Genomic DNA, 26146 nt, shown 5'->3' on the forward strand with positions numbered 1-26146 from the left:
CCCGCGCACGCCCGCGCGACCATGCCCCGCACCCCCGGCGGAGCTGCCCCCCAAGCCTTCCGGTTGGGATCCGGTCAACTCGTACGAGGCCTCGCTCACACGTGTCGAGCCCCCTCGGAACCCCGTCCATTGGCCACCCCTGTCGCCTGCTGTGACATTCCGTTTGGGTTTTCGGACCGTCAACCGGAAGACTGCACCCGTGACGTCCCGTAACCCGCGCGACTCCAGGCTCCGACTCGTCCGCCCGCGCACCCTGGCTTCCGCCCCCCGAGCGGTGACCCAGCGCAGCTCGCGCCGACCCGCACCCCGGCCCCCCGAGGGCACTCCGCCGCCCGCGGAACTGGCCCGCATGGCCCGCACCGGCCTCGCCGCCGCGGCCCGCGTCGCCCGCTGGGCCGACGCCTCGCTCGGCCCGGGGAGCGACGGCGCGACCCCCGACGGCCAGGGCACCCTCGCCGACGCGACCGCCGAACGGGCCGCCGAGGAGTTGGGCCTGACCCCGGCTCAGGTCCGCGCGGACTGGGACACCGCACGCCTCGCCGGCCTCGTCGAGGTGCACGGCGACATCGCCCGCCCCGGCTGGCGACTGCGCGCCTGGAACCGCGACGACAGCGCCGTTCTGCGCGGCTGGGTCGCCCTCTTCGACGCCTGGTCGCTCGCCCACCCGGAACCGGCCGACCGCGAGGCGTCCGCCGTCGCCGAGGTCGTCTCCGCGATGCCCCAGGTGCTCTCCTTCCTCCAGCTCTCCGCCGGGCCCGTCCCCATGGAGCAGCTCCTCGACCTCCTCGAGCAGCGCGTCATCGAACTGCGCACCGAGCGCTGTGAGATCCCCTACGGTCCCCAGCCGGAGCCCGCCCCGGAGGCCACCGAGATCGCGGACGCCCCCCTCGCGCCCCTCCTCGACTGGGCCCTGCACGCGCTCGCCTCCGTCGGCGCGCTCACCTGCGCCGAAGGACAGGCCACGCTCACCCCGCTCGGCAGCTGGGCGGTCTGGGTCAAGCTGGAGCAGATCTGCGTCGCCGCGCAGAGCCCCGCCGGGAACATCGAGCAGCCCGCCTCGGACATGCTCCGCGGCTGCGCCCAGCTGCGCCCGAACGCGGCCCGCGCCGAGTACCGCGCCTGGCTCGCCGCCCGCCCCGTCGGCAGCGCCGTCACCGAACTCCTCGAAGCCGCCCGCGGCGAGGACGCCCTCACCCGCGGCCTCGCCTTCGAGGCGCTGCGCGTGGTCGGCGCCCCCGCCGAGCCCGACGTACGCGCCGTGGCCGAGGAGTCCTGGCTGCGCCCCTACGCCCTGCTGTGGCTCGCCGAGCACGACGGCCACGATCCGGAGGACGCCCACGAGGTGCTCACCCGCGAAGAGTCCACCTGGCTCTGGGTCGACACCGCCGCCGCCGTCGCCGACCACGGTGAGGCGCCGCTCCTCGTACGGCATCTGGAGTCCGCGGTGCAGCCCACCGTGCCCGCACTCCTCGACGAGGTGCGCGCCGTCGGCCACCCCCGCACCGTCCAGGTCCTGGTCGCGCTCGCCGCCGCCCACCCGGACCCCGCCCTCGCCAAGGCCGTACGCCGCGCCGCCTTCCAGGTCCACACCGGAGGAAGCTAGGACCCGTCTTCTGGATCAGGCCCGGGCCGCGGGTCAGCCCCGTATCTCCGGGGCGTAGGTGCCGAAGCTCCAGATGTTGCCCTCGGTGTCCCGGGCCATGTAGTCCCGTGAGCCGTAGTCCTGGTCGGTCGGGGGCATGAGGATCTCCGCGCCGTGGTCCACGGCGTGCTGATGGTGCGCGTCGACGTCGTCCACGACCACGTACACCCCCGCGGGGCCGGCGTCCTTCATCGCGCTGTCGAAGACACCACCGCGGCCCTTGGAGCCGAGCATCACCGCGCCGTTGCCCTGGACCAGCTCGGCGTGCATCACCGTGCCGTCCTCGCTCTCGTACACCGAGGCCTCCGAGAAGCCGAAGGCCTCCGTCAGCTGCCTGATCGCCGCCTTCGCGTCCGCGTACAGCAGCGTCGGGCAGATGCTCGGGCGCCCGCCGTCCGTACCTGCCATGCCGATCACTCCCACCGGAACTCGTCCTGCCGGGCCGGAATGTCACCCGCTGCCCAGTCTTGCACCGGGCACTGACAACGCCGCGGCGCGCGGAAACCGCCCGCCATGCCTCACGTCCGCGGTCTTCCCGGCCGCGTCCGCGGTCTCAGCGGAAGGTGTTGCACTGCGCCATGTCGCCGGTGCGATAGCCCTGGTAGAACCACTGCTGCCGCTGCGCGGACGAGCCGTGCGTCCATGCCTCCGGGCTCACCCGCCCCTGGAACTCCTGCTGGATCCGGTCGTCGCCGACGGCGGCCGCCGCGTCCAGCCCGTCCCGGATGTCGGCCGCGGTGAGGTTCGTGATCAGCGGCCGGCCCGTCGACGGGTCCTTCGTCGTCGTCGCGTGGTGCGCCCACACCCCGGCGTAGCAGTCCGCCTGCAGCTCGACCTTCACCGAGTTGCTGTTCGCCCCCGTGACACCGCTCTGGGCTTTGCCCAGCGTCCCCATCAGGTCCTGCACGTGATGTCCGTACTCGTGCGCCACCACGTACGCCTGTGCGAACGGCCCGCCGCTGGAGCCGAACTTGGTCCGGAGGTCGTCGAAGAAGCCCAGGTCCAGATAGACCTTGCGGTCACCGGGGCAGTAGAAGGGCCCGACCGCGGAGGTCGCGGTGCCGCACGCGGTGTTCACCCGCCCGGTGAAGAAGACCGTCGGCGAGCGCGTGTACCTACCGCCGCGCCGTGCGAACTCCTGCGCCCAGAAGTCCTGCACGCTGTTGACCACCGCCACCGTCCGGCAGTCCTCCTTGGCGTTCGCGTCCCGCCCCTTCCGGCAGGTCTGCTTGACCTGGTCGAGCGAGGACGTGGTCACCGCGGGCTGGTCGTTCCCGGAGGACAGCCCGAGCTGATCGGGCCCGACCCCGAAGAGCAGCCCGAGGATCAGGGCGATCAGCCCCGCGATGCCGCCGCCGACGGTCGCCCTGCCGCCGGGGATCCTGCTGCCGCGCACATCCTGCACGTCGGAGGTGTCCAGGTCCGCGTCGTCGTCGAACTGCATCGGCACACCACCCTCTGCGTACGGCTTCGCACCTCGACGTACGTCGCTCCGTGGCGCCATCCTCGTACGCCTTCGGGGGTCCGGCGCCGGGCGAAGGGCCGAACGGGCGACCGGCCCCGGCCGCCCGCCGTGTCCAGGCGGGCGTTCCCCCCGCCCCCGCCGGCCCCCCGGCTCCTTCCCCCCGTCGTCCGCCACCGCGTCGCCCGCGCCCTGCTCCCCGCCGCCCTGCTGCTGCTCCTTCGCCCCCGAACGTGCGTTGCGTCACGGCGAGGCGCTCCTGATCGCGCAGCCCCGCGCCCCCGGCGAGGGCTGGACCACCGAGCTCGTCGCCGTCGACGACCTGGGCAGCATCACCCCGCACCGCACGCCGCTGGGCAACGTGGGGCAGGGCGAGCGTCACAGTGCCGGACACGCTCATCCAGGGAAAGTGGTTGCACGGCCCCGTTAGACTTGGGCGCATGGCCATTCTCCTCGCGCATTAGACGGCGGGAACGTCCTCAGCCGTCCACCCCGCCAACCACCCTGCCCTGGAGTCTGTCCGTGATCTCCGCCTCCGGTATCGAGCTGCGCGCCGGCGCCCGCATCCTCATCGAGTCCGCCACCTTCCGCATCACCAAGGGCGACCGTATCGGCCTGGTCGGCCGCAACGGCGCGGGCAAGACGACCCTGACGAAGGTCCTGGCCGGCGAGGGCATCCCGGCCTCCGGCACCGTCGCCCGCTCCGGCGAGGTCGGCTATCTGCCCCAGGACCCCCGCACCGGTGACCTCGACGTCCTCGCCACCGACCGCATCCTCTCCGCGCGCGGCCTGGACACCCTGATCCGCAAGATGCGGGAGAACGAACAGCGCATCGCCAACGGCTCGGGCGCCACCCGCGAGAAGGCCATGCGGCAGTACGAGCGCCAGGAGACCGAGTTCCTCACCAAGGGCGGGTACTCCGCCGAGGCCGAGGCCGCCACCATCGCCGCCGCGCTCAACCTGCCCGACCGTGTGCTCGGCCAGCCCCTGCACACGCTCTCCGGCGGTCAGCGCCGCCGTGTCGAGCTGGCCCGCATCCTGTTCTCCGACGCCGACACGCTCCTGCTCGACGAGCCGACCAACCACCTCGACGCCGACTCGATCGTCTGGCTGCGCGACTACCTGAAGACCTACCGCGGCGGCTTCATCGTGATCTCCCACGACGTCGACCTCGTCGAGACGGTCGTCAACAAGGTCTTCTACCTGGACGCCAACCGCGCCCAGATCGACGTCTACAACATGGGCTGGAAGCTCTACCAGCAGCAGCGCGAGGCCGACGAGAAGCGCCGCAAGCGCGAGCGGCAGAACGCCGAGAAGAAGGCCGCCGCGCTGAACTCGCAGGCGGACAAGATGCGCGCCAAGGCCACCAAGACGGTGGCCGCGCAGAACATGGCCAAGCGCGCCGACAAGCTGCTGGCCGGCCTCGAGGCGGTCCGCGTCTCCGACAAGGTCGCCAAGCTGCGCTTCCCGGAGCCCGCGCCCTGCGGCAAGACCCCGCTGATGGCCGAGGGCCTGTCGAAGTCGTACGGCTCGCTGGAGATCTTCACCGATGTCGACCTGGCCATCGACAAGGGCTCGCGCGTGGTCATCCTGGGCCTCAACGGCGCCGGCAAGACGACCCTGCTGAAGCTGCTCGGCGGCGCCGAGCAGCCCGACACCGGCGAGGTCATCGAGGGCCACGGCCTCAAGCTCGGGTACTACGCGCAGGAGCACGAGACCCTCGACCCCGAGCGCACGGTCCTGGAGAACATGCGTTCCGCCGCGCCCGACCTCGACCTGGTCGAGGTCCGCAAGACGCTCGGCTCGTTCCTGTTCTCCGGCGACGACGTCGACAAGCCGGCCGGTGTTCTCTCCGGTGGCGAGAAGACCCGGCTCGCGCTCGCGACCCTCGTGGTCTCCTCGGCGAACGTCCTCCTCCTCGACGAGCCGACGAACAACCTCGACCCGGCCAGCCGCGAGGAGATCCTCGGCGCGCTGCGCACCTACAAGGGCGCCGTCGTCCTCGTCACCCACGACGAGGGCGCCGTCGAGGCGCTCCAGCCCGAGCGGATCATTCTGCTGCCGGACGGTGTCGAGGACCTGTGGGGCTCCGACTACGCGGACCTCGTCGCCCTCGCCTGAGCCCTCGTACGGCCTCCCGGACAGCTCCGGGGCCGCCGTCAGCGCGCCGTGATCGAATGACTGATCCACTGCGTATGGATCATTCGGCCGATCCGTGATCCACCATCTGTGTGAGATCTCCTCGTACCGAGGTGTGTCCTACATCGATTTCGCGGCCGAGCCCTTTGTTCTCAAGGGCTCGGCCGTCTTGCGTCGCTGACCTGGCACTTCACGGAAGAATCCGTTCGGCCGTACGGACGGAGCAGTGCGGACTCTGTGATTCCACTTGTGAGGACGGGCTCCTGTCGTCAAAACCGTGTCTTACGGACCTTGCCGAATGGGTGGCCATGAAGCCCTTGAGGGGTGATCATGAGAAGTCCAGAGCGCACTTCCCATGAGGAGGCACGGGTGGCCGAGACTCTGAAGAAGGGCAGCCGGGTAACCGGCGCCGCGCGCGACAAGCTCGCGGCAGACCTGAAGAAGAAGTACGACTCCGGTGCGAGCATCCGAGCGCTGGCCGAAGAAACCGGTCGCTCGTATGGCTTCGTGCACCGGATGCTCAGCGAGTCGGGCGTCACGCTGCGAGGGCGTGGCGGAGCGACGAGGGGCAAGAAGGCCGCCTCGGCCTGAGGCCGGGCGTCCCCATCGGCTTCGGTGGTGGCCACCCGGTCGGTCGGGTGATCGACCGGGTGGTTACTGTGCAGTCACTTAGGTGTGTTCCTCGTGTCCTTCGCGAGGTACGCGTCTGATCCGACCGCACCCATCGGAGGCAGCCCATGGCTTCGCTCGACAACGATCTAGACCCCGTACTCGACAAGGACGGCGTACGGCTCACCGTCGACGACGCGATCGCCACGGTGACGCTGACCAATCCAGCCAAGCGCAACGCCCAAAGTCCTGCTCTGTGGCGGGCGTTGACGGAGGCCGGACGGTCGCTGCCGGGCACTGTCCGTGTCGTCGTGTTGCGTGCCGAGGGCCAGTCGTTCTCGGCCGGGCTCGACCGACAGGCGTTCACGCCCGAGGGGTTCGACGGCGAGCCGTCGTTCATCGACCTCGCGCGTGGAGCCGACGCCGAGCTCGACGCGACCATCGCCGAGTACCAGGAGGCGTTCACCTGGTGGCGGCGCAGCGACGTCGTGTCCATTGCCGCTGTGCAGGGACATGCCATCGGTGCGGGTTTCCAGCTGGCGCTCGCCTGTGATCTGCGCGTCGTCGCGGACGACGTGCAGTTCGCCATGCGCGAGACCAGCCTCGGGCTCGTTCCCGATCTGACGGGAACGCATCCACTGGTGAGCCTGGTGGGATACGCCCGTGCGCTGGAAATCTGCGCCACGGGTCGCTTCGTGTCGGCCGAGGAGGCCGAGCGCACGGGGCTCGCCAATCTCGCGGTGCCTGCCGACCAGCTCGACGGCGCCGTGCGGGACCTCGCCGGTGCGGTGCTGGCCGCGCCTCGGGACGCGCTCATCGAGACCAAGGCGTTGCTGCGGGGCGCTCAGGAGCGGACGTACGAGGAGCAGCGGGTCGCCGAGCGGGCGGCTCAGGCCCGGCGGCTGAGGGACCTTGCCGGCTTGGGGGAGTGAGGTCGTCTTTCGGCTGCGGGGCGGTGGGGGCTGGTCGCGTAGTTCCCCGCACCCCTAGGGTGCTCTACTCGACGGACGTCACCAGGGCCGTCACTGACGGGGTGTCCGGCAAGGCCTCCGCGATTGCTGTTCTGACGGCTCTCGCCACGTCCACCGTTCGCTCCGTCGCCGCGACCGCCAGTTCGACGCGGACGTGGCGGCGGGCGAGGGCGGTGTCCTCACGCGGGACGTGCTCGATGTGCACCGGACGCCCCAGGACGTCCGTCAGATGAAGTACCCCCGGCACGGACAGCGCGGCGGTGGCCGCCCGGGCCTCGTCGGGGGCCGTCGGTACGGCCGCCGGACGCGCGGCGGCGTGACGTACGGCGCTCGGCGGCGCGGAGACGTCCCCCAGTCCCGTCACCCTCAGGTCGACCTCCGTCACCGTCAGGCCGAGGGGCTCGGCCGCCTCGGCCAGGGCCGCGCGCAGGCGGGCCGCGGTCGTGGGGAGCGGCTCGACGCCCGGGGCCGTCGGGTCCGCCTCGGCCGTGAACTCCGCGACGACACGCAGCGGACCGGGCGGCAGCGCGCTGGGCGGCGGCGGTACGACGGGGTCGTCCACCAGGTCCAGGTCCGCGAGGGCGATCCGGAGCGCGCCGAGGCGGATACCGGGCACGCCGGCCGCCGCGCGCCGCAGGAACGCGTCGGCCGCCTCCTCGGCGATCCAGGCGCCGTCGCGCGGATGTCCGAGCGGGAGGAGGCGCCCGAGCCCGAGCTGCCGCCGCACTGCCTGCGTCCATCGATCCGCGGTCATTGCTCCAGCCTGCCGCATCCCCGGCGCGCGAGCCCGCGAGCGCACCTACTGTGGGCAAAGAGGACGACCGAAAGGGACGTACGGCGATGACCGACATGACGGAGCAGAACCGGGCGGACAGCTCCGGGAGCGAGAGGGAAGCCCCCCAGAGCCGCAAGCCCGGGGTCACCAAGCGCGGCGGCGGTGATCCCGCCACCCGGGGGCGGACCACGATCGCCGACGGTGTCGTGGAGAAGATCGCCGGGCTCGCCGCCCGGGACGTACTCGGTGTCCATGCGATGGGCAGTGGGCTGAGCCGGACCTTCGGGGCCGTGCGCGACCGCGTGCCGGGTGGGTCGAAATCCGTCTCGCGAGGCGTCAAGGCCGAGGTCGGGGAGGTGCAGACCGCGCTCGACCTGGAGATCGTCGTCGAGTACGGCGTGTCGATCGCGGACGTCGCCCGCGCGGTGCGCGAGAACGTCGTCGCGGCCGTGGAGCGCATGACGGGACTCGAGGTCGTCGAGGTCAACATCGCGGTGAGTGATGTGAAGCTTCCCGAGGAAGAAGATGAGGAGCCGGAGTCGCGGCTCCAGTGACCGGCCCGGCCGCCGAACGGCCCACGACATCCCGGCCACCGAACCGCCGACGACACTCCGGCCGTCGAACCGCTGAGGAGCGCACCATGAGCTTGGCCGTGATCGGCATGATCGCCGGAATGGCGCTGGGCTTCGCCGGGTACTTCGGGGGCTTCGGGGCCTTCCTGCTCGTGGCCGCCCTGGGTGCCGTCGGGTTCGTCGTCGGACGGTTCCTCGAAGGGGACCTGGACCTCGGTGACTTCTTCCGTCCCCGTGACGACCGGCGGCGGTGACGGAAGTGAGCGGCCCGCTCGGTGACACCCGACGGCCCCTGACGGCCGTCGCGGCGGCCGAGCGCGGCGCGACCCGGATCGCCGACCGGGTCGTGGCGAAGATCGCCGCGCAGGCGGCCCGCGAGGCCCTGGGCCCGCTGCCCCCGGACGCCGTACCCCCGCACGCGACGGTCGTCGTGCACCACGACAGCGCCCGCGTCCGCGTCCACCTCGAACTCGACTACCCCTCCGACATCGGCGGCCGCTGCAACGCGGTGCGTCGTCACGTCGCCGAGCGGGTAGAGGCGTTGACGGGGATGGAAGTGCCGGAGGTGGCGGTCCAGGTCGAGCGGCTGCACCTGGTACCGGCAGCCGCCGTGGCACAGGGGAGGACGCGATGAGCGAGCCCCAGGGTTCCGAGAACACCACCCGACGCATGCCCGTCCTGGAGAAGACGGCCGCGGGCGCCCCGGCCGAGGATGAACTCGACCGGTCCGCCTCCACGACCGACCACGACCCGCCGCCCGCCGTCGACGACGCGAGCGGCGGGCGGGGGCGGTTCTGGTCGGCGCGCCGCGTCCCCGCGGGGATCGTCGCGCTGCTGGTCCTGGTGGGTGCCGGCGTCCTGCTGTACGACGTCGCGGCCGTACGCGCCCACCGGCCCGCCCTGCACTGGCGCAGGTCCCTGGCCCGTCAGCTCGCCGAGCGGCCCCTCGACGACACCTGGGTGCTCGTCGGTGCCGGCCTCGCCGCGGCCCTCGGACTCTGGCTGATCGTCCTCGCGGTGACGCCGGGGCTGCGCGACGTCCTGCCGATGCGGCGCACCCATCCCGATGTACGGGCCGGGCTGCACCGGGAGGCCGCCGCGACGGCGTTGCGCGACCGGGCCATGGAGGTTTCCGGGGTCCGGTCGGTCCGGGTACGGATGGGGCGCAGGAAGGTCGATGTGCGGGTGGTCTCGCACTTCCGCGAACTCGACGACGTACGGGCCGACCTGAACGCCACGCTCGCCGACGGCATCCGGGGGCTCGGGCTCGTCCGGCCGCCCGCCCTGTCGGTGCATGTGGTGCGGCCCGGACGGAAGGGGTGAGGGCGGTGCTCAGGATCGTCAACCGTGTCCTGCTGGGAATCGTCGGGCTCGCGCTGCTGCTCCTGGGCGGTTCCGTGCTCGCCGTCGGGCTGGGCGCGCGGCCGCCTTCCTGGTGGATCCACGACGGGCGGCACGACGTGCTGCTGAGCGCCGCCGAACGGACCCGGTGGCGGGACCAGGGCTGGTGGTGGCCGACCGTCATCGCCACTCTCACGGTCGTCGTCCTGCTCAGCCTGTGGTGGCTGTCGGCCGTACTGCGACGGCGCCGGCTCGCGGAGGTGCTCGTCGACACCGGCGACGGCGAGGGGGCGCTGCTGCGCGGGCGGGCCCTGGAGGGCGTACTGGCCGACGAGGCGGGGCGGTTGGACGGTGTCGAACGGGCCCAGGTCCAGCTGACCGGGCGGCGGGACGCTCCCGGGACCCGGGTCCAGCTCCTGCTGGAACCCCATGTGGACCCCGGAGCCGCGCTGCACCTGCTGACCACGGAGGCGCTGGCGCACGCCCGGGACTCCGCGAGCCTGGCAGCGCTCCCCGCGGAGGTCCGCCTCCACGGGGTCAAGCACCGGGCCGAAAGGGTGAGTTAGCCCCCAGGGGGCAGCGGACTCAGAACCCGCTTCGCATGCCGCCGTCCACCGGCACCATGATGCCCGTCAGATACGACGCGGCGGGTGAGAGCAGGAACGCCGCCGTGCGGCCGAACTCCTCCGGGGCGCCGTAGCGGCGCAGCGGGATCCGCGACTCGTTGGCCGCGCGGGTGGCCTCCGGGTCGGCGGAGAGGCCGTCGAGCTCGCGCACGCGGTCGGTGTCGATGCGGGCCGGGAGCAGGCCCAGGACACGGATGCCGCGCGGGCCCAGCTCGTCGGCGAGGGACTTGGCGAAGCCCGCGAGGCCGGGGCGCAGACCGTTGGAGATGGTCAGGCCCGGGATCGGTTCGTGCACCGAGCCGGAGAGCACGAAGCCGATGACGCCGCCCTCGCCGAGCTCCGCGGCGGCCGCGCGGGCCAGCCGGACCGCGCCCAGGAAGACGGACTCGAAGGCGGCCGTCCACTGCTGATCCGTGTTGTCCGCGACGAACCCGGGCGGCGGGCCGCCGACGCTGATCAGGATGCCGTCGAAAGCGCCGAAGTGCTCGCGGGCCGCCGAGATCAGCCGCTCCGGGGTCCCCGGGGCGGAGTTGTCGGCGGCCACCCCGACCGCGTTCGGGCCGAGCGCGGACGCCGCGTCGGCGGCGGTCTTCTCGTCGCGCCCCGTGACGATCACCTTCGCACCGTCGGCGGTGAGCTCGCGCGCGGCGGCGTTGCCCAGGCCACGGGTGGCTCCCGTGACGACGTACACACGGTCCTTCAGTCCAAGATCCATGGCCCCATCCTCCCCTATCGGGTTTTCTCGTTTCCTCCCGGATGCGCGTCACCGAACAGGTTGAAGGCGGTCCCCACCAGGCCGAGGTGGCTGAACGCCTGCGGGAAGTTGCCGAGCTGGCGGCGCGCGACGGGGTCGTACTCCTCGGCGAGCAGCCCCACGTCGTTGGCGAGGCCGATCAGTCGTTCGAACAGCTCGCGGGCCTCCTTCGTGCGGCCCGTCATGTGCAGTGCGTCCGCGAGCCAGAACGAGCAGACGAGGAAGGTGCCCTCGCCGCCCGGCAGCCCGTCGACGTCGGCGCCCTCGTCGCTGTAGCGGCGCAGCAGGAAGCCGTCGCGTTCGAGTTCGGCGCGCACCGCGTCGATGGTGCCGACGACCCTGGGATCGTCGGGCGGCAGGAAACCGACGCGGGGGATGAGCAGCAGGGAGGCGTCCAGTGCGCGTGACCCGTAGGACTGCGTGAAGGTGTTCCGTTCGCTGTCGAAGCCGTGCTCGCACACGTCCTGGTGCACCTCATCGCGCATCGTGCGCCAGCCCTCCAGGTCGCCGACGAGCGCCGGGTCGCTCTCCAGTGCCCGGACGGCGCGGTCGGCCGCCACCCACGCCATCACCTTCGAGTACACGAAGTGCCGGCGCGGGCCGCGCACCTCCCAGATCCCCTCGTCCGGTTGCCGCCAGGAGGTCCGCAGGAACTCCATCAGGGCGCACTGCAGGCGCCACATGTGCGGTTTGGACGGCAGGCCCGAGCGCTGGGCCAGCGTGAGCGAGTCGATGACCTCGCCGTACACGTCCAGTTGGAGCTGTTTCACGGCCTCGTTGCCGATCCGGACCGGGTACGAGCCCGCGAAGCCGGGCAGCCACGGCAGCTCGAACTCGGGCAGTCGGCGTTCACCGGAGAGGCCGTACATGATCTGCAGGTCCGCGGGGTCGCCCGCGACCGCGCGCAGCAGCCAGTCGCGCCAGGCCTCGGCCTCCTCGTGGTACCCGGCCGACAGGAGCGCGCCCAGGGTGAGGGTCGAGTCGCGCAGCCAGCAGTAGCGGTAGTCCCAGTTGCGGACGCCACCGAGTTCCTCCGGGAGCGAGGTGGTGGGGGCGGCGACGATGCCGCCGGTCGGGGCGAAGGTGAGGGCCTTGAGCGTGATCAGGGAGCGCATGACGGCGTCCCGGTGCGCACCGTCGTAACGGCAGCGTGCCGCCCACGCCTGCCAGTCCTCGACGCTGGAGCGCAGTGCCTCGTACGGATCGACGAGCGGCGGGCGCGACTGGTGCGAGGGGTGCCAGGTCAGGACGAAGGCGACCTTCTCGCCCGCCTCCACGGTGAACTCCGAGTGTGTGCGGAAGTCCTTGCCCCAGGTGCGCACCTCGGGTTCGCTGCGCAGCCACACCGAGTCCGGGCCCGCGACCGCCACCCGCTGGCCGTCGGCCCTGCGCACCCACGGCACGACGGAGCCGTAGTCGAAGCGCAGTTGCAGTGTGCTGTGCACCGTCACCCGGCCGCTGAGGCCTTCGACGACGCGGATGAGATCGGGGGCGTGCTCGCGCTGCGGCATGAAGTCGGTCACGCGGACCGCGCCCTCCTCCATCTCCCATTCGGAGTCGAGCACCAGCGTGTCCCGCCGGTAGGCCCGCCGGGTGCAGGGGCCCGCCCCCTTGGGCGAGATCCGCCAGCGGCCGTGGTTCTCGTCGCCGAGGATCGCGGCGAAGCAGGCGGCCGAGTCGAACCGTGGCAGACAGAGCCAGTCGACGGATCCGTCCCGGCCCACCAGCGCGGCGGTCTGTTCGTCCCCGATGAGCGCGTAGTCCTCGATACGTGGGTGCACGTGGGGCGAGTTCCCGGCGGAGGCCGGGGCCAATCGGGTCGAGGGCCGACCGGGTGACACTTGTCGAGGAGATACGGGCGCGCCGCGCGGCGTGCCAGGGGTCAGGCGGCCACCGGGGCCGCTTCCGGCGTGGTCGCGGAGGCGAGCGCCGCGGCCCGGTCTCGGCGCTCGCGGCGGACCAGGATCACCCAGCCCACCGGCACGCCCGCGGAGAAGAGCCACCACTGGATCGCGTACGCCATGTGCGGCCCGATGTCGTTGTGCTCGGGGTCGGGGATCAGCTCGGGGGAGTCGCCCTTGGGCGCGGGCGCAGTCTGCTCGATGTACCCGCCGAGGACCTGCTTGCCGAGGCTCTTCGCCTGCTGCTCGCTGTTGATCAGCATGACCTGGCGGTCGGGCAGGCCCTGGACGTTCTTGATGCCGCTGTCACCGGTCGTCTCGTCGGGCATCAGCCGCCCGGTGACGGTGATCTCGCCCTTCGCGGGCGCCGGGATCTTCGGGAACGCGGTCTGCGAGCCGCCCGAGTCGATCCAGCCCCGGTTGACGATCAGCACCCGGCCGTCGTCCAGGTCGAAGGGGGTCAGGACGTGGTAGCCGACCTCGCCGTCGGCGTTGGTGCGGCGCCGCACGACGACCTCGTGCGCGGTGTCGAAGGTGCCCTTCGCGGTCACCCGGCGGTACAGGTCCGCGTGCTTGATGTGCTGCCCCGGCGCGGTGACCGACTCGGCGGGCACCGGTGTGGCCGTCAGCGACTGCGAGATCACCTTGTTCAGCGCCACCTTGTGCTCATGGCGGTGCAGCTGCCAGAAGCCCAGCTTGATCATCGTGGGGATGAGCAGGAGGGCCACGAGGGTGAGAATCACCCACTGCCGGGACAACAGGAAGCGGTACACCCCACGACCGTACAACTCGGTCGTGGGGCGTGTTCACGGGGGTGCGCGTCGCCCTGACGGCGGCGTGTGCTCTCGGCGTGTCCCGATGTGTTCTCAGACCTGGCGTCGATGGACGCCCCGTGACCGGCACCGACACCATCCACGATTCTTTGACGCGTGAAGAGTGGCTTGAGAAACGGCTGTCCGAAGCGCCGGTCCTGACCGAGGAGCGGGCAGACGAGATCCTGGAACTGATGGAGCTGAAGTGACAGAAGTGCAGAGAGGACGAGCCGCTACGCCGACCAGGTAGAACCTCCGGCCGGCAGAGCGCCGTCAGCTTGCCACCCCCTTCCCTGCCCTTGACCATGCCGCGTATGACACGTTGCGAAGTGTGCGGCAATGACTATGACCTGGCCTTCACCGTGGAGACCCAGGACGGTTCCCGTCACGTATTCGATTCGTTCGCCTGCGCGATCCACCGCATGGCACCCATCTGCGAGCACTGCCGGGTCCAGATCATCGGCCAGGGAGTCGAGGCCGAGGGCCACTGGTACTGCGGCGCGCACTGCGCCCGCGCAGAGGGAAGGGTGGGCATCGTCGACAAGGTGGGAAGTGCGCACCGCTCCGCCTGATGACATACGACTGGGCACTGGCCGACCTGCCCGGTGAGAACGCGGCGTTAGGGAACGGACTGCTCATCCGCCGCAGTCCGATCGACGGCGAGACCGGGGGCACCCCTCCCAGCGCACCGCGCCCTGCGCGTGCACCTCGAAGGTCATGCCGTAGTCGTTGCCGCACACTTCGCATCTCGCCATGCGCCACAAGGCGAGGTGCCGACGCGGCGCGGGCGAGCGGGCGCCGGGCGAGTCGCCCGGCAATCACCCGTACGTCCGTCGGCGACTCCGGCCCCTCCGCAGCCCCCCGGGGTCACTTCTCCGAGGCCGGGGCCACGTCCCGCAGCAGCTGGCCGAACGCCGCCTCGTCGATCACCGGTGTCCCGAACTGCTTGGCCTTGACCACCTTGGACGTATGGGAGTCCGGATCGTTGGTGACGAGCAGGCTGGTCAGCCGGGACAGGCTCGTCGCGACATGCAGGCCGGCCTCGACGGCACGGTCCTCCAGCAGCTCGCGGTCGACGGACGTGTCCCCGGAGAACGCGACCCGCATACCCTGCTTGAGCGGTTTGCCCGCTTCGTAGCGTCCTGGGTTGGGATAGGGGCATGCGGGGCGTTTGCGTGAAGGCCGCCAACTTCCGGACGGGTAGCCACCGGATGACTGGCCGCCCGACGCATAGCCACCGGACTGCCGTCCGATCCGCGGCGCCGCGGGGCTCTCGGACCACTCCTTGAGCGGCCGGCACTCAAGCAGCGGCAGCCGGATCCCGTCCCGCGCTGCGGCCCGCAGGCTCGGCCGGAACGCCTCGGCCAGCACGCGCGCGTCGTCCAGCGCGTGGTGCGCCCGCTGCTGTACGACGCCGAAGTGCGCGGCCAGCGACTCCAGCTTGTGGTTGGGCAGCGGCAGCCCCAGCTCCTTGGAGAGCGCGATGGTGCACAGCCGCTGACGCACCGGCGCCTCACGCTCCGCGCGCGCGTACTCCCGCGCGATCATCGACCAGTCGAAGACCGCGTTGTGCGCCACGAGTACCCGGTCGGCGAGCCGGTCGGCGAACTCCTCGGCGATGTCCCGGAAGAGCGGGGCGCCTTCGAGCACCTCGGTCGTCAGACCGTGGATCCAGACCGGGCCCGGGTCCCGCTCCGGGTTGACCATCGTGTACCAGTGGTCCTCGACCTCGCCGCGTGCGTCCAGCCGGTAGACGGCGGCCGAGATTATCCGGTCGTCGCGGGCAAGGCCGGTGGTCTCCACGTCGACGACCGCGTACCCCTGCGGATACGCGGCCGGCCAGGGGGCTGGGGACGCTGCGGTCGTCAGGTCTTCGAGCATGGTCATTGAGGATACGGGCCCTGACTGACAGTCCGGCGCCCACCTTCCCGGAACCAGCGCCCCTGACCGCCCCCACGGGGGCCACGCGCGCGTGGCCCCCGTAATGCGGCACGGCGGGCCCGGAGTTGACGCGGCCGGCGGGGGCACGGGTGCTTTCTGTGGCGCGGGTCACCGATTGGTTCGGCCCGGCGCAAGCCCCCGGCGCATGGCTATGGACCTTTCACCGGCACGGTGCAAGCGTGCTCCGCGCCCCAGCAGGTAGCGCCTACGAAGGGCGGTACGGACATGGCACGAGTGAGGTACGGCGCACGGACCGAGGCGGAGATCGCCGCCGCGCGCACCGCGAACGCCAAGCTCCCCGACATCTGGTCCACCGGTGTGGTGGCCGTCTGGGAGAGCGATCCGGACGCGGTCGCGGCGGTCCTGCCGCCCCCGCTCAAACCCACCGGACGGCCCCTGGTCCGGGTGAACATCAGCAAGGTCGACCTGCCGGGCTATCCGCTCGGCGCGGGTTCGTTCGCCGTCGCCGCGGCGCACGACGGCGTCGAGGGCTGGTACCCGCTGGTCATGCCGATGACCCACGAGCGGGCGCTCGTCGGCGGCCGCGAGGTCTTCGGGGAGCCCAAGAAGCTCGGCGAGGTGACCGTGGAACGCGACGGCCTCGTCGTACGGGCCGCACTCGCCCGGCACGGCATCGCCTTCGTCGAGGTGCGCGGCGCGGTGAGCGGTGACCTGCCGCTGCCCGAGCCCGCCCAGAAGACCGACTTCTACTTCAAGTTCCTTCCCGCGGTGGACGGTTCGGGCTTCGACGCCGACCCCGTGCTCGTGCACTGCGTGCGCAACGAGAAGGTGCGCAGGCTCGAGCGTGTCACCGGGGACGTCGTACTGCGCGAGTCGATGTACGACCCGGTCGCCGACCTCCCCGTACGGGAGCTGGTCGAGATCACCCTCGGCGAGAAGACCACCGACCAGACGGGCAGGGTCGCCGAACGGGTCAGCGCCCAGGCCCTGTTGCCGTACATCCATCAGCGCTACGACGATCCGCGGCAGATCCTCGACGGGCCGCCGGAAGGGAGCGCCTGATGGAGCTCGGAGCGGGGCAGGTCGCCGTGGTCACCGGCGCGGCGAGCGGCATCGGGCTCGCGATGGCGCGCCGGTTCGCGGCGGACGGTCTGAAGGTGGTCCTCGCGGACGTCGAGGAGGGGGCCCTGGAGAAAGCCGCCGCCACGCTGCGGGAGGACGGGGCAGAGGTGCACGCGCGCGTGGTGGACGTCTCGGAGCGCGAACAGCTCGACGCGCTCGCCGCCGAGACGTACGAGAAGTACGGCGCCGTACACGTCCTGTGCAACAACGCCGGGGTCGGCTCCGGCGCGGAGGGCCGTATGTGGGAGCACGATCCGAACGACTGGAAGTGGGCCTTCGCCGTCAACGTCTGGGGTGTCTTCCACGGCGTCCAGGCCTTCGTGCCGCGCATGATCGCCGGGGGAGAGCCGGGCCATGTCGTCAACACCTCGTCCGGCGACGGCGGGATCGCCCCGCTGCCCACCGCCTCCGTGTACGCCGTCACCAAGGCGGCCGTCGTGACGATGACCGAGTCCCTGTACGCGCATCTGAAGGCGGAGCACGCGCGCGTGGGGGCGTCGGTGCTCTTCCCCGGGCCCCACATGCTCCGTACCGGCCTGTGGGAGTCGCACCGCAACCGGCCCGAGCGCTACGCGAAACAGCGCCCCAGGAAGACCCCGTACCGCAGCCTCGACCAGTGGGAGGCCGCGATGAAGGAGGCGGGGCAGGAGGTGCGGTTCACGCCGGTGGAGGAGGTCGCCGACCTGGTGGCGGACGGCATCAGGGAGGGCCGTTTCTGGCTGCTGCCCGCCAGCGAGCACAGCGACCGGCAGATCCGGGCGAGGTCGCGGTCGATGCTCGACCGGGCCGACCCGTCGTACCTAGAGCACTTCATCCTGGACTGAGGAGGCGGGCGATGACCGACCGGGACCCCTACCTGATCATCTCCTCCGACTGCCACGCCGGGCTCCCCACCGAGGAGTACCGGCCCTACCTGGACTCCCGTTTCCACCGGGACTTCGACGAGTTCCTCGCGGGCCAGGGCCGGCGCCGCGAGGAGATGACCCGGCTCGGCATCCGCAACGAGGCGTTCGCGGACCGGTGGTTCCAGGACAACGAGGAGGGCCTGCGCGGCGGCTGGGACACCGCGCAGCGCCTCAAGGAACTGGACGGCGACGGTGTGGCCGGGGAGGTGGTCTTCCCGGACGCCGACGCCGTGGACAGCCGCACGGCCGCCCCCTTCGGCGTGGGCCTCGGCCTCTCCGGCGACCACGACCCGCGGCTCGGCATGGCGGGCGCGCGGGCCCACAACCGCTGGCTGGCGGAGTTCGTCGGGGAGAACCCCGAACGGCACTGCGGGGTCGCCCTGTTGCCCATCACCGCGCCCCCCGACGCGGTCGTCGCCGAGGTGTACCGGGCCAAGGAGTCGGGACTCGGCGCCCTGATGATCCCCGCCATGTGGGTCGACAAGGAGCCGTACCACGACCGCCGTTACGACCCCGTGTGGGCGGCCGCCGCCGAGTGCGCGATGCCGGTGGTCACGCACTCGGGTGCCGCACCGCGCCACGAGTACGGCGACCACCTGGGGATCTACGTCTCCGAAGTCACCTGGTGGCCCGCGCGCCCCTTGTGGTTCCTGCTCTGGTCGGGCGTCTTCGAACGCCACCCGGGGCTGAGGTTCGGGGTCGCCGAGTCGGGCTGCTGGTGGCTGCCGAACCTCCTCTGGTTCATGGACCGCCTCTACCTGGGCGCGCACGGCGGCAAGAAGCTGTCGCCCTTCGCGGAGCTGAAGCGGCCCCCGCACGAGTACCTCGACCGGCAGCTCTTCATCTGCGCGACGAACACCAAGCGCCGCGAACTCGCCCAGCGCTACGAGATCGGCGTCGACAACATCCTGTGGGGCAGCGACTTCCCGCACCCCGAGGGAACCTGGCCCGACACACGCGCGTGGCTGCGGCGCACCTTCCACGACATCCCGGTTGCCGAGACCCGCCGCATGCTCGGCCTCGCGGCCGCCGAGGTCTTCGGCTTCGACGTCGAGCGGCTGGCCCCGCTCGCCCGGCGTATCGGCCCGACCCCCGCCGACCTCGGCCAGAGCGACGACCAGAGGGCCGTGGAGGCGTCCTGGGCACGCTCACGCGAGGTGGGCCGCCACTGGCTGACCGACCACGACTTCCCGGTCCTGGGGACGACACCGTGAGCGCCCCCACGAACGACCCCGTGACCGACCGGTACACCGTGATCTCGGCGGACTGCCACGCCGGAGCCGACCTGCTGGACTACCGGCCCTACTTGGCGAAGGAACACCACGAGGCGTTCGACGCGTGGGCGGCCGGCTACGTCAACCCGTACGAGGACCTGCTCGCCGACACCGCCGACAAGAACTGGAACTCCGCACGGCGCCTGGCGGAGCTGGAGGAGGACGGCATCGTCGCGGAGGTGGTGTTCCCCAACACCATCCCGCCCTTCTTCCCCTCGGCCGCCCTGATGGCGCCGGCCCCCACCGCCGAGGAGTTCGCACGGCGCTGGGCGGGCCTGCGCGCCCACAACCGCTGGCTCGCGGACTTCTGCGCGGCCGCGCCGGGCCGCCGCGCGGGCGTCTTCCAGATCCTCCTGAACGACGTGGCGGAGGCGGTGAAGGAGATCAGGTGGGCCTCCCGGGCGGGCCTCTCGGGCGGCCTGCTGCTCCCGGGCACCCCACCGGGCTCGGGACTGCCCGAGCTGTACTCGTCTACGTACGACCCGATCTGGGCGGTCTGCGAGGAACTGGGCGTCCCCGTGAACCACCACGCGGGCTCGGCGTCCCCTCCCCTCGGCGACGAACCGGCGGCCCGTGCGGTCTTCATGGTCGAGACGACCTGGTTCTCCCACCGCGCGCTCTGGCACCTCATCTTCGGCGGGGCGTTCCGCCGCCACCCGGGCCTGAGACTGGTGCTGACCGAGCAGGGCTCGGGCTGGATCCCCGGGGTGCTCGACATGCTGGACTACTACCACGGGAGGCTGTCGGCGGCGGCGACGAAGAGGTCGACGGCGGAGTCGAAGTTCGGCGCGGGACTCGCCGAGGCGATGGGCAAGGGCCCTTCGGACGTCTGGCGGGACAACTGCTTCGTCGGCGCGAGCTTCATGCGCCCGCACGAGGTGCCGCTGCGCGCGCGGATCGGCGTCGACAAGATCATGTGGGGCAGCGACTACCCCCACGACGAGGGCACCTACCCCTACTCCCGGGAGGGCCTGCGCTGCGCGTACGCCGGTGTGCCGCGCGCGGAGGTCGCCGCGATGGTCGGCGGGAACGCCGCCCGGGTGTACGGCTTCGACCTCGACGCCCTGGATCCCCTCGCGGCGAAGGTGGGACCGACCGTGGCGGAGCTGGCCGAACCGCTCACGCGGCCCCCGGCGGACGCGACGAGCCCCGTGTTCGCGCGGGGAGCGTCGGTACGGGTCTGGTGACGCCCGGGGTGCGATCCTCCCCGTGTGACGCAACCCACGCACGACGAGGCCCACGCGGGCACCCTCGGCTCCCGCCTGAACTGGTTGCGGGCCGCGGTGCTGGGCGCCAACGACGGCATCGTCTCCACCGCGGGCCTCGTCGTCGGCGTGGCCGGCGCCACCGACGACCGTTCCGCGCTGCTCACGGCGGGCCTCGCGGGGCTGCTGGCCGGGTCCATGTCGATGGCGGCGGGCGAGTACGTCTCGGTCTCCACCCAACTGGACTCCGAGAAGGCCGCCCTGGCGCTGGAGCGACGTGAACTGCGCGAACAGCCGGATGCCGAACTCGAGGAGCTGACCGAACTCCTGGAGCAGCGCGGCCTGACCCGCGAGGTGGCCCACGAGGCGGCGGAACAACTCACGGAACGTGACGCCCTGAGGGCCCACGCACGCGTGGAACTCGGCATCGACCCCGACGACCTCACCAACCCCTGGCACGCGGCCTGGGCGAGCTTCCTCTCCTTCACCGTGGGCGCCCTCCTCCCCCTCCTCGCCATCGTCCTGCCACCGGCAGGCTGGCGGCTGGGCGTCACCGTGGTCTCGGTCCTCGCCGCGCTCGTCCTCACCGGCTGGCTGAGCGCCCGCCTGGGCTCGGCGGACCAGGGCCGCGCGGTACTGCGGAACGTGGGCGGGGGCGCGCTGGCGATGGGGGTCACTTACGCGGCGGGGGCGTTGTTGGGGGCGGCCGGGGCGTGACGAGCACCGAGTGAACACCTGACGGGCATCGGTCCGGACCTGTCGGCGTCCTTGGCGGAGATCACCAAGAAGCAAGCGCGTACCCCCGGTAATACTTGTGGGTAACAACGTCTAGCCGCAGCCCGGCGGCGGTTCTACGGTGCATCCATGCCGAACCTGCCCGATGTCGTGCTGTGGTCGATACCCGCCTTTGTGCTGCTCACCGTGATCGAGGTGGTGAGCGTCAGGATCCATCCGGACGACGATGCCGCGGGCTACGAGGCGAAGGACGCCGCGACGAGCGTCGGCATGGGGCTCGGGAGTCTCGTCTTCGACTTCCTGTGGAAGATCCCGATCGTCGCGATCTATACGGCGATCTACGAACTGACGCCGCTGCGGGTGCCCGTCCTGTGGTGGACCGTTCCGCTGATGCTGCTGGGACAGGACTTCTTCTACTACTGGTCGCACCGCGGGCACCACGTCGTCCGCGTCCTGTGGGCCTGCCACGTGGTCCACCACTCCAGCCGGAAGTTCAACCTCACCACCGCGCTGCGCCAGCCCTGGACCACCTGGACGGTCTGGCCCTTCTACGTCCCGCTGATCGCCCTCGGCGTGCACCCCGCGGCGCTGGCGTTCTGCTCGTCCGCGAACCTCGTCTACCAGTTCTGGATCCACACGGAGCGGATCGACAAGATGCCCCGCTGGTTCGAGTTCGTGTTCAACACGCCCTCCCACCACCGGGTCCATCACGCCTCCCAGGGCGGCTATCTGGACCGCAACTTCGGCGGGATCCTCATCGTCTGGGACCGGCTCTTCGGGTCCTTCGTCCTCGAGACCGAGCGGCCCGTCTACGGACTCACCAAGAACATCGCCACGTACAACCCCCTGCGCGTGGCCACCCACGAGTACGCCGCCATCGCCAGGGACCTGAAGGCTGCGGCCGGCTGGCGCGAGCGGGCGGGACGGGTCTTTCGCGGGCCCGGCTGGCAGCCGACGCCGAAGTCCGCGGGGCGCGAGCCGGTCACGGAGCCCGTCACGTGAGCCCACGGCACGCGCGCGTGCTGCTCCTCTCCTTCGGCGTCGCCGCTGCCGTGGACCTCGTCTCCCTGGCCGCCGGGTTCACCCCGGGGCACCTGGTCGCCAAGCCGCTTCTCATGCCCCTGCTCGCCGCCCACACGGTCGTACGCGGCGGACCTCGGCTCCTGGTGGCCGCCCTGCTCTGCGGCTGGGGCGGCGACGTACTGCTGCTGTCCGACGCCGACCCGGCCTTCCTCGTGGGGATGGCCTCCTTCGCTGCCGGTCATGTCTGCTATCTCCTGCTCTTCGGAAGGTTCTCCAGAAGGCCGGATTCCCCACATCGCCCTCCACACGTGCGTGGGCCCTCGACCTGGCTCGGTGGCGCGTACGTCCTCGCCCTCGTCGTCACCGTCACTCTTCTGTGGCCCGATCTGCCCGCCGGCCTCCGTGTCCCCGTCGCGGGCTACAGCCTGCTGCTGACCGCGATGGCGGCCCGAAGCACCCGGCTCGGACCCGTCGCGGGCGCCGGCGGGGCGCTCTTCCTGTTGTCCGACACCCTCATCGCCACCGGCGTCGCCGACTGGCCGCAGCTCCCGAGGCCGGACTTCTGGATCATGCTGACGTACGCTGCTGCCCAGTTCTTGCTGGTCAGCGGCGTGCTGGGCACCCTCGGTGCGCGGAGCGCGGCGAGGGCGGCGTACGGTGAGATGCGCTCAACCACCCCCTGAGCGCATCTCACCCAGCCGATCAGCCGAGAAGGATCCTCGTCATGCGCGCGACCACCATCCACGCCCCGTTCGACATGCGGGTGGAGGACGTCCCCGAGCCCCTGGTGCAACTGCCCACCGACGCGGTCGTGCGGGTCCTGCGGTCCTGCATCTGCGGCAGCGACCTGTGGGCGTACCGGGGCGAGGCGGCGCGGCAGCCGGGGCAGCGCATCGGGCACGAGTTCCTCGGCATCGTCGAGGAGACCGGCTCCGAGGTGACCGGCGTCCGCCGCGGTGACCTGGTCGTCGCGCCCTTCATGTGGTCCGACGGCGTCTGTGACTACTGCCGCGAGGGCCTCACCACCTCCTGCGAGCACGGCGGCTTCTGGGGCGCGGTCGGCTACGACGGCGGTCAGGGCGAGGCCGTGCGCGTCCCCTTCGCCGACGGCACCCTCGTACAGCTGCCCAAGGAGGCGGCCTCCGACGACCACCTGCTGTCGGCCCTGCTGACGCTCTCCGACGTCATGGGCACGGGTCACCACGCGGCCCTCGGCGCGGGGGCCCGCAAGGGCGCGACCGTCGCCGTGGTCGGGGACGGCGCCGTCGGGCTGTGCGCCGTGCTGGCCGCCAAGCGGCTCGGCGCCGAGCGGATCATCGCGCTCGGACGCCACCAGACACGTACGGACATCGCGCGCGACTTCGGCGCCACGGACGTCGTCGCCGCGCGCGGCGAGGAGGCCGTCGAGGCCGTCCGCGAGCTGACCCGCGGCCAGGGCGCGCACGCCGTCGTGGAGGCGGTCGGCACCGAGCAGTCCATGCGGACGGCCGTGAACATCACCCGCGACGGCGGCGCCATCGGCTTCGTCGGGGTGCCGCACGGCAGCGGCACCGGCCTCGACCTGAGCGTGATGTTCGACCGGAACGTCGCGCTGCGCGGCGGTGTGGCGCCGGTGCGGGCGTACATCCCGGAGCTGCTGCCCGACATCCTGAACGGCACCATCGACCCGTCGCCCGTCTTCGACATGACCGTCGGCCTGGAAGGCGTGCCCGAGGGCTACAAGGCGATGGACGAGCGCACCGCCCTCAAGGTGCTCGTCACCAACGGCTCATGACCATCTGATCGGCAGCGGCAGCGCCGTCAGCAGCCCCGACACCGCCACGACCAGGCCCAGTGCCACCACCTCCGCGCGCGCGGGCACACAGGCGCTGAGCCGGTCGGCGGCCCGGCGCAGCCGCAGCCGCGCGAGCAGCGCCAGCACGGCGACGGCGGCCACCAGTACCAGCTTGGCGAGCAGAGTGCGTCCGTACGACGTCGCCGTCAACTGGTGCAGGACCGTGCCCGGCGGCATCCGGCGCAGCGCGCTCCACACGCCCGTCGCGGTGAGCGCCGCGAACAGGACGGCCGCCACGCGCGCGTAGAGGCCCAGAAGCGCCGCACCGGCCGTCTCCGCCGCCTTCGAAGAGGCGCGCCAGGCGCGCAGCATCCGCAGGATGTGCAGCAGGCCGCCCGTCCACAGCGCCGCGCAGATCACGTGCACGAGCGTCAGACCGGAGCCGACGAGCGGGCCGTGCTCCGGCGCCGGGTGGGCGCGCAGCGCCTCCGCGAGGGCCACCGCGGCCAGCGGCCACACCTGGGCGGCGGGCCGGCGCGAGCGGGCGCAGAGCCCGGCGGCCAGGAACGCGTTGACCTCCAGGAGCGCGAGCTTGCCGTCCCGGGTCTGGTAGAGCCCGCCGACGTCCATGTCGGAGAGGTGGTGCGGCAGCAGATTGCCGGTGGCCACCACCGAGGCGAGCCCCAGCGCGGCGACGAACCCGGCCGCCGCGGCGTGGGGAGCCCAGCTGCGGGGCGCGTACTCCAACGGCGCGCCCGGCACCCGGCGGGCCAGCCGGGCCGCGAACAGTTCGCCCGCCGGGACGCACAGCGCCGCGAACAAGGCCGCGCGCAGCAGGGCGATGCCGCCGACGCCGGGGGCGGCCGCCTCGCCGGTGCCGTCCAGCGCGGGGCGCGGGCCGAGCAGCGGGATGAGGGCGGCGACAGCCACCAGGACGAGCAGGGCGACGGCGCGTCCGGCGGCGGGGCGCCGCGCCGGACCACTCGCGCCCGCTGTCTCGGCTGTCGGTCGCATCAAGGTCACCCCAGGAGCTTCACCAGTCGGCACAGAACCGGGCAAGTGCAGGGAAACAAGCGGTGGTTCGGCATTCCGCCCATAGATACGTTTCCGGCCGACCCCTCGCTCACGCCCGGCGGGCGCGGTCGTCTCCCGAAGTGACCCGCCGGCTCAGGCCCACCGGGCCGGGTCCGTCCCCAGGCGGCCCGGCGGACGTGCCCAGTCGGCCGGGCCGCCGGCGAAGGAGACGGGTGACCGGGCGTACCTGAGCCGGCCCAGGTCGCTGTCGGTCCCGGCGAGCCAATGGGCCGGTTCGTACGAGGCGTCGGCGGGTTCCTCGTCCTGCCGCGCGAGCCCGTTCACGAGCCACTCGGCCGTCCGCGCCAGCGCCAGCCGTACGAACCGGCTGCCGCCGTCGTCCAGTTGTTCCGTCAGGGCCCGCAGTACGGCGGCCGCCAGCAGATACCCCGTGCCGTGATCCAGGGCCTGCGCGGGCAGCGCGCCCGGCCGCTCGGCGGATCCCTCGATCTCCGCGATCCCGGTGGCGACCTGCACCAGACTGTCGAAGCCCCGACGCCCGGACCACGGCCCGTAGTCGCCCCACGCCGACAACTGCGCCACCACCAGACCGGGCCGCCGCTCGGCCAGCGCCCGCGGGCGGAGCCCGAACCGGTCCAGTGCGCCGGGCCGGTACCCGGTGACGACGACATCGGCCCCGGCGAGCAGCTCCTCGAAGGCCGAGCGATCACCGCGCGCCGACAGGTCGAGCGTGGTGGAACGCTTCCCGAAGTCCATGTCGGCGTGCTGGTCGTCGATCTCGGGCAGGCGCGGGCTGTCGATCCGCAGGACGTCCGCGCCGAGGAGCGCGAGCGTGCGGGTGGCCACCGGGCCCGCGATGACCCGGGTGAGGTCCAGCACGCGCAGGCCCGCGGCGGGCAGCAGTGGATCCCCGGCGAGCGGGACGAGCGGTCGCACGGGTGCGGTGTCCAGTCGCTCGCGGGCCACCAGCGGGTGTGCGGCGATCGCCCGCCCCTGTGGATGCGTGGCCCACCGGCCGGGCGTGCGCAGGGCGATCGCGAGACCGCCGGCCGCGTACACGGTCTCCTCCACCTCGACGGCCGATCGCTCGGCCAGCACTTCGGCGAGCACCTCGACGGGGGTGTCCCGGCCCTCCGGCACACCCAGCGCGCCCAGCAGCCGCTCCCGGTGGTGCGGATAGTTCGCGTGGGTGCGGACCCAGCCGTCCGCCGTCCGCCAGAACCGGGACAGCGGGGCGAAGTTGACCGGCTCGCGACCGTCGACGCGCAGGTGCCGTTCACTGTGGAAGGCGGTGGCGACAGCGCCGTCGTCGACCCGCGCTTCGGGCACCTTCCCTCCGGTGCGGGCGGCGGCCAGCTCGGCTCCCGCGAGGGCACAGACCGCGACACACGCCCGGGCCATCGCCCGTACCGGCAGCCGTGCGGGCAGCACCCCCTCCCGTGCGGCGGCCGAGATCCGTGGGACGAGTGAGGGGTCGCCGCCCAGCGCGGCCCACGCGAAGTCTGTAGGAGTCATGGCGGCACTATGCCGGGTGTACCGGATCAACATGGGAAAGGGGGCCGGGGCC

29 protein-coding genes are annotated in these 26146 nt (G+C 72.1%); 20 read left to right on the top strand and 9 right to left on the bottom strand.

Annotation, left to right across the window (positions count from 1 at the left end):
• Positions 1 to 199: 199 nt before the first annotated feature.
• Complete coding sequence (locus tag OG568_RS37465; RefSeq protein ID WP_266623687.1) at positions 200 to 1603, top strand: hypothetical protein; 1404 nt, start codon at positions 200 to 202, stop codon at positions 1601 to 1603.
• A gap of 33 nt (positions 1604 to 1636) precedes the next feature.
• Here OG568_RS37465 and OG568_RS37470 read toward each other — a convergent pair whose 3' ends face one another.
• Both OG568_RS37470 and ypfJ read right to left on the bottom strand, forming a co-directional pair.
• The gene (locus OG568_RS37470; RefSeq protein ID WP_329534756.1) at positions 1637 to 2050 is read right to left on the bottom strand and encodes a VOC family protein; all 414 of its coding nucleotides are present in this window, start codon (positions 2048 to 2050) and stop codon (positions 1637 to 1639) included.
• Between the two features lie 145 nt (positions 2051 to 2195).
• Positions 2196 to 3086 (bottom strand): KPN_02809 family neutral zinc metallopeptidase, encoded by an 891-nt coding sequence (gene ypfJ, locus OG568_RS37475; protein ID WP_329534757.1) that lies wholly within the window; start codon positions 3084 to 3086, stop codon positions 2196 to 2198.
• A gap of 256 nt (positions 3087 to 3342) precedes the next feature.
• Between ypfJ and OG568_RS37480 the strand changes: the two genes are divergently transcribed.
• The 4 genes from OG568_RS37480 to OG568_RS37495 all read left to right on the top strand — a co-directional run bounded on the left by OG568_RS37480 (position 3343) and on the right by OG568_RS37495 (position 6784).
• Complete coding sequence (locus OG568_RS37480) at positions 3343 to 3534, top strand: hypothetical protein (protein ID WP_329534758.1); 192 nt, start codon at positions 3343 to 3345, stop codon at positions 3532 to 3534.
• Between the two features lie 92 nt (positions 3535 to 3626).
• Positions 3627 to 5225, top strand: a complete 1599-nt coding sequence (locus OG568_RS37485) for an ABC-F family ATP-binding cassette domain-containing protein (protein ID WP_067364496.1) — start codon at positions 3627 to 3629, stop codon at positions 5223 to 5225.
• A gap of 387 nt (positions 5226 to 5612) precedes the next feature.
• A complete protein-coding gene (locus OG568_RS37490; RefSeq protein ID WP_006123601.1) occupies positions 5613 to 5834 on the top strand; it encodes a helix-turn-helix domain-containing protein in 222 nt (73 codons plus the stop codon).
• A gap of 146 nt (positions 5835 to 5980) precedes the next feature.
• Entirely contained in the window at positions 5981 to 6784 is an 804-nt protein-coding gene (locus tag OG568_RS37495; protein ID WP_266581614.1) for an enoyl-CoA hydratase/isomerase family protein, read from the top strand.
• 64 nt (positions 6785 to 6848) lie between these two features.
• Here OG568_RS37495 and OG568_RS37500 read toward each other — a convergent pair whose 3' ends face one another.
• Positions 6849 to 7577 carry a nucleopolyhedrovirus P10 family protein gene (locus OG568_RS37500; protein ID WP_329534759.1) on the bottom strand — a complete coding sequence of 243 codons (729 nt, stop codon included), beginning with the start codon at positions 7575 to 7577 and terminating at the stop codon, positions 6849 to 6851.
• 86 nt (positions 7578 to 7663) lie between these two features.
• Between OG568_RS37500 and OG568_RS37505 the strand changes: the two genes are divergently transcribed.
• The 5 genes from OG568_RS37505 to amaP all read left to right on the top strand — a co-directional run bounded on the left by OG568_RS37505 (position 7664) and on the right by amaP (position 10077).
• Positions 7664 to 8152: an Asp23/Gls24 family envelope stress response protein gene (locus OG568_RS37505; protein WP_329534760.1), complete on the top strand. Its 489-nt coding sequence runs from the start codon at positions 7664 to 7666 to the stop codon at positions 8150 to 8152.
• An 86-nt stretch (positions 8153 to 8238) separates the two neighbouring features.
• Positions 8239 to 8424: a hypothetical protein gene (locus OG568_RS37510; protein WP_054232254.1), complete on the top strand. Its 186-nt coding sequence runs from the start codon at positions 8239 to 8241 to the stop codon at positions 8422 to 8424.
• Positions 8421 to 8804, top strand: coding sequence for an Asp23/Gls24 family envelope stress response protein (locus OG568_RS37515; protein WP_443077809.1), 384 nt, complete (start codon positions 8421 to 8423; stop codon positions 8802 to 8804). The genes OG568_RS37510 and OG568_RS37515 overlap by 4 nt, the downstream gene beginning before the upstream one ends.
• Complete coding sequence (locus OG568_RS37520) at positions 8801 to 9493, top strand: DUF6286 domain-containing protein (RefSeq protein ID WP_329534761.1); 693 nt, start codon at positions 8801 to 8803, stop codon at positions 9491 to 9493. The genes OG568_RS37515 and OG568_RS37520 overlap by 4 nt, the downstream gene beginning before the upstream one ends.
• Positions 9490 to 10077 carry an alkaline shock response membrane anchor protein AmaP gene (gene amaP / locus OG568_RS37525; protein WP_266415499.1) on the top strand — a complete coding sequence of 196 codons (588 nt, stop codon included), beginning with the start codon at positions 9490 to 9492 and terminating at the stop codon, positions 10075 to 10077. Before OG568_RS37520 ends, amaP begins: the two co-directional genes overlap by 4 nt.
• 19 nt (positions 10078 to 10096) lie before the next feature.
• On the opposite strand, the gene OG568_RS37530 is transcribed toward amaP, so the two are convergent.
• From OG568_RS37530 to OG568_RS37540, 3 genes are all read right to left on the bottom strand, one after another.
• A complete protein-coding gene (locus OG568_RS37530; protein WP_329534762.1) occupies positions 10097 to 10852 on the bottom strand; it encodes an SDR family oxidoreductase in 756 nt (251 codons plus the stop codon).
• A gap of 14 nt (positions 10853 to 10866) precedes the next feature.
• Positions 10867 to 12672, bottom strand: coding sequence for a glycoside hydrolase family 15 protein (locus OG568_RS37535; protein WP_329534763.1), 1806 nt, complete (start codon positions 12670 to 12672; stop codon positions 10867 to 10869).
• Positions 12673 to 12773: 101 nt separating this feature from the next.
• A complete protein-coding gene (locus OG568_RS37540) occupies positions 12774 to 13565 on the bottom strand; it encodes an SURF1 family cytochrome oxidase biogenesis protein (protein WP_329534764.1) in 792 nt (263 codons plus the stop codon).
• 119 nt (positions 13566 to 13684) lie between these two features.
• Here OG568_RS37540 and OG568_RS37545 point away from each other — a divergent pair, with 119 nt between their 5' ends.
• Together OG568_RS37545 and OG568_RS37550 are read left to right on the top strand one after the other, a co-directional pair.
• Positions 13685 to 13813, top strand: coding sequence for a hypothetical protein (locus OG568_RS37545; RefSeq protein ID WP_329534765.1), 129 nt, complete (start codon positions 13685 to 13687; stop codon positions 13811 to 13813).
• A gap of 105 nt (positions 13814 to 13918) precedes the next feature.
• On the top strand, positions 13919 to 14176 hold the full coding sequence (locus OG568_RS37550) for a hypothetical protein (RefSeq protein ID WP_266415507.1): 258 nt from the start codon (positions 13919 to 13921) through the stop codon (positions 14174 to 14176).
• A 295-nt stretch (positions 14177 to 14471) separates the two neighbouring features.
• On the opposite strand, the gene OG568_RS37555 is transcribed toward OG568_RS37550, so the two are convergent.
• Entirely contained in the window at positions 14472 to 15485 is a 1014-nt protein-coding gene (locus OG568_RS37555) for a DEDDh family exonuclease (RefSeq protein ID WP_266415509.1), read from the bottom strand.
• A 285-nt stretch (positions 15486 to 15770) separates the two neighbouring features.
• On the opposite strand from OG568_RS37555, the gene OG568_RS37560 reads away from it, so the two are divergent.
• The 8 genes from OG568_RS37560 to OG568_RS37595 all read left to right on the top strand — a co-directional run bounded on the left by OG568_RS37560 (position 15771) and on the right by OG568_RS37595 (position 23544).
• Positions 15771 to 16568: an acetoacetate decarboxylase family protein gene (locus OG568_RS37560; protein WP_266415511.1), complete on the top strand. Its 798-nt coding sequence runs from the start codon at positions 15771 to 15773 to the stop codon at positions 16566 to 16568.
• Positions 16568 to 17452: an SDR family NAD(P)-dependent oxidoreductase gene (locus OG568_RS37565; protein ID WP_329534766.1), complete on the top strand. Its 885-nt coding sequence runs from the start codon at positions 16568 to 16570 to the stop codon at positions 17450 to 17452. Before OG568_RS37560 ends, OG568_RS37565 begins: the two co-directional genes overlap by 1 nt.
• Before the next feature lie 11 nt (positions 17453 to 17463).
• On the top strand, positions 17464 to 18747 hold the full coding sequence (locus OG568_RS37570; protein WP_329534767.1) for an amidohydrolase family protein: 1284 nt from the start codon (positions 17464 to 17466) through the stop codon (positions 18745 to 18747).
• The gene (locus OG568_RS37575; protein ID WP_443077810.1) at positions 18744 to 19994 is read left to right on the top strand and encodes an amidohydrolase family protein; all 1251 of its coding nucleotides are present in this window, start codon (positions 18744 to 18746) and stop codon (positions 19992 to 19994) included. The genes OG568_RS37570 and OG568_RS37575 overlap by 4 nt, the downstream gene beginning before the upstream one ends.
• A gap of 24 nt (positions 19995 to 20018) precedes the next feature.
• Complete coding sequence (locus OG568_RS37580) at positions 20019 to 20729, top strand: VIT1/CCC1 transporter family protein (protein WP_266415517.1); 711 nt, start codon at positions 20019 to 20021, stop codon at positions 20727 to 20729.
• A 147-nt stretch (positions 20730 to 20876) separates the two neighbouring features.
• A complete protein-coding gene (locus tag OG568_RS37585; protein ID WP_266415519.1) occupies positions 20877 to 21749 on the top strand; it encodes a sterol desaturase family protein in 873 nt (290 codons plus the stop codon).
• Positions 21746 to 22453 carry a lysoplasmalogenase gene (locus OG568_RS37590; protein ID WP_329534768.1) on the top strand — a complete coding sequence of 236 codons (708 nt, stop codon included), beginning with the start codon at positions 21746 to 21748 and terminating at the stop codon, positions 22451 to 22453. Before OG568_RS37585 ends, OG568_RS37590 begins: the two co-directional genes overlap by 4 nt.
• 41 nt (positions 22454 to 22494) lie before the next feature.
• On the top strand, positions 22495 to 23544 hold the full coding sequence (locus OG568_RS37595; protein ID WP_329534769.1) for a zinc-dependent alcohol dehydrogenase family protein: 1050 nt from the start codon (positions 22495 to 22497) through the stop codon (positions 23542 to 23544).
• Here OG568_RS37595 and OG568_RS37600 read toward each other — a convergent pair.
• A complete protein-coding gene (locus OG568_RS37600; protein ID WP_329534770.1) occupies positions 23539 to 24567 on the bottom strand; it encodes a CopD family protein in 1029 nt (342 codons plus the stop codon). The two genes, OG568_RS37595 and OG568_RS37600, sit on opposite strands and share 6 nt — an antisense overlap.
• Before the next feature lie 144 nt (positions 24568 to 24711).
• Positions 24712 to 26094, bottom strand: a complete 1383-nt coding sequence (locus OG568_RS37605; RefSeq protein ID WP_329534771.1) for a CoA transferase — start codon at positions 26092 to 26094, stop codon at positions 24712 to 24714.
• Positions 26095 to 26146: the final 52 nt, after the last annotated feature.

Source organism: Streptomyces sp. NBC_01450 (assembly GCF_036227505.1).
In the GTDB taxonomy this organism is placed as follows: domain Bacteria; phylum Actinomycetota; class Actinomycetes; order Streptomycetales; family Streptomycetaceae; genus Streptomyces.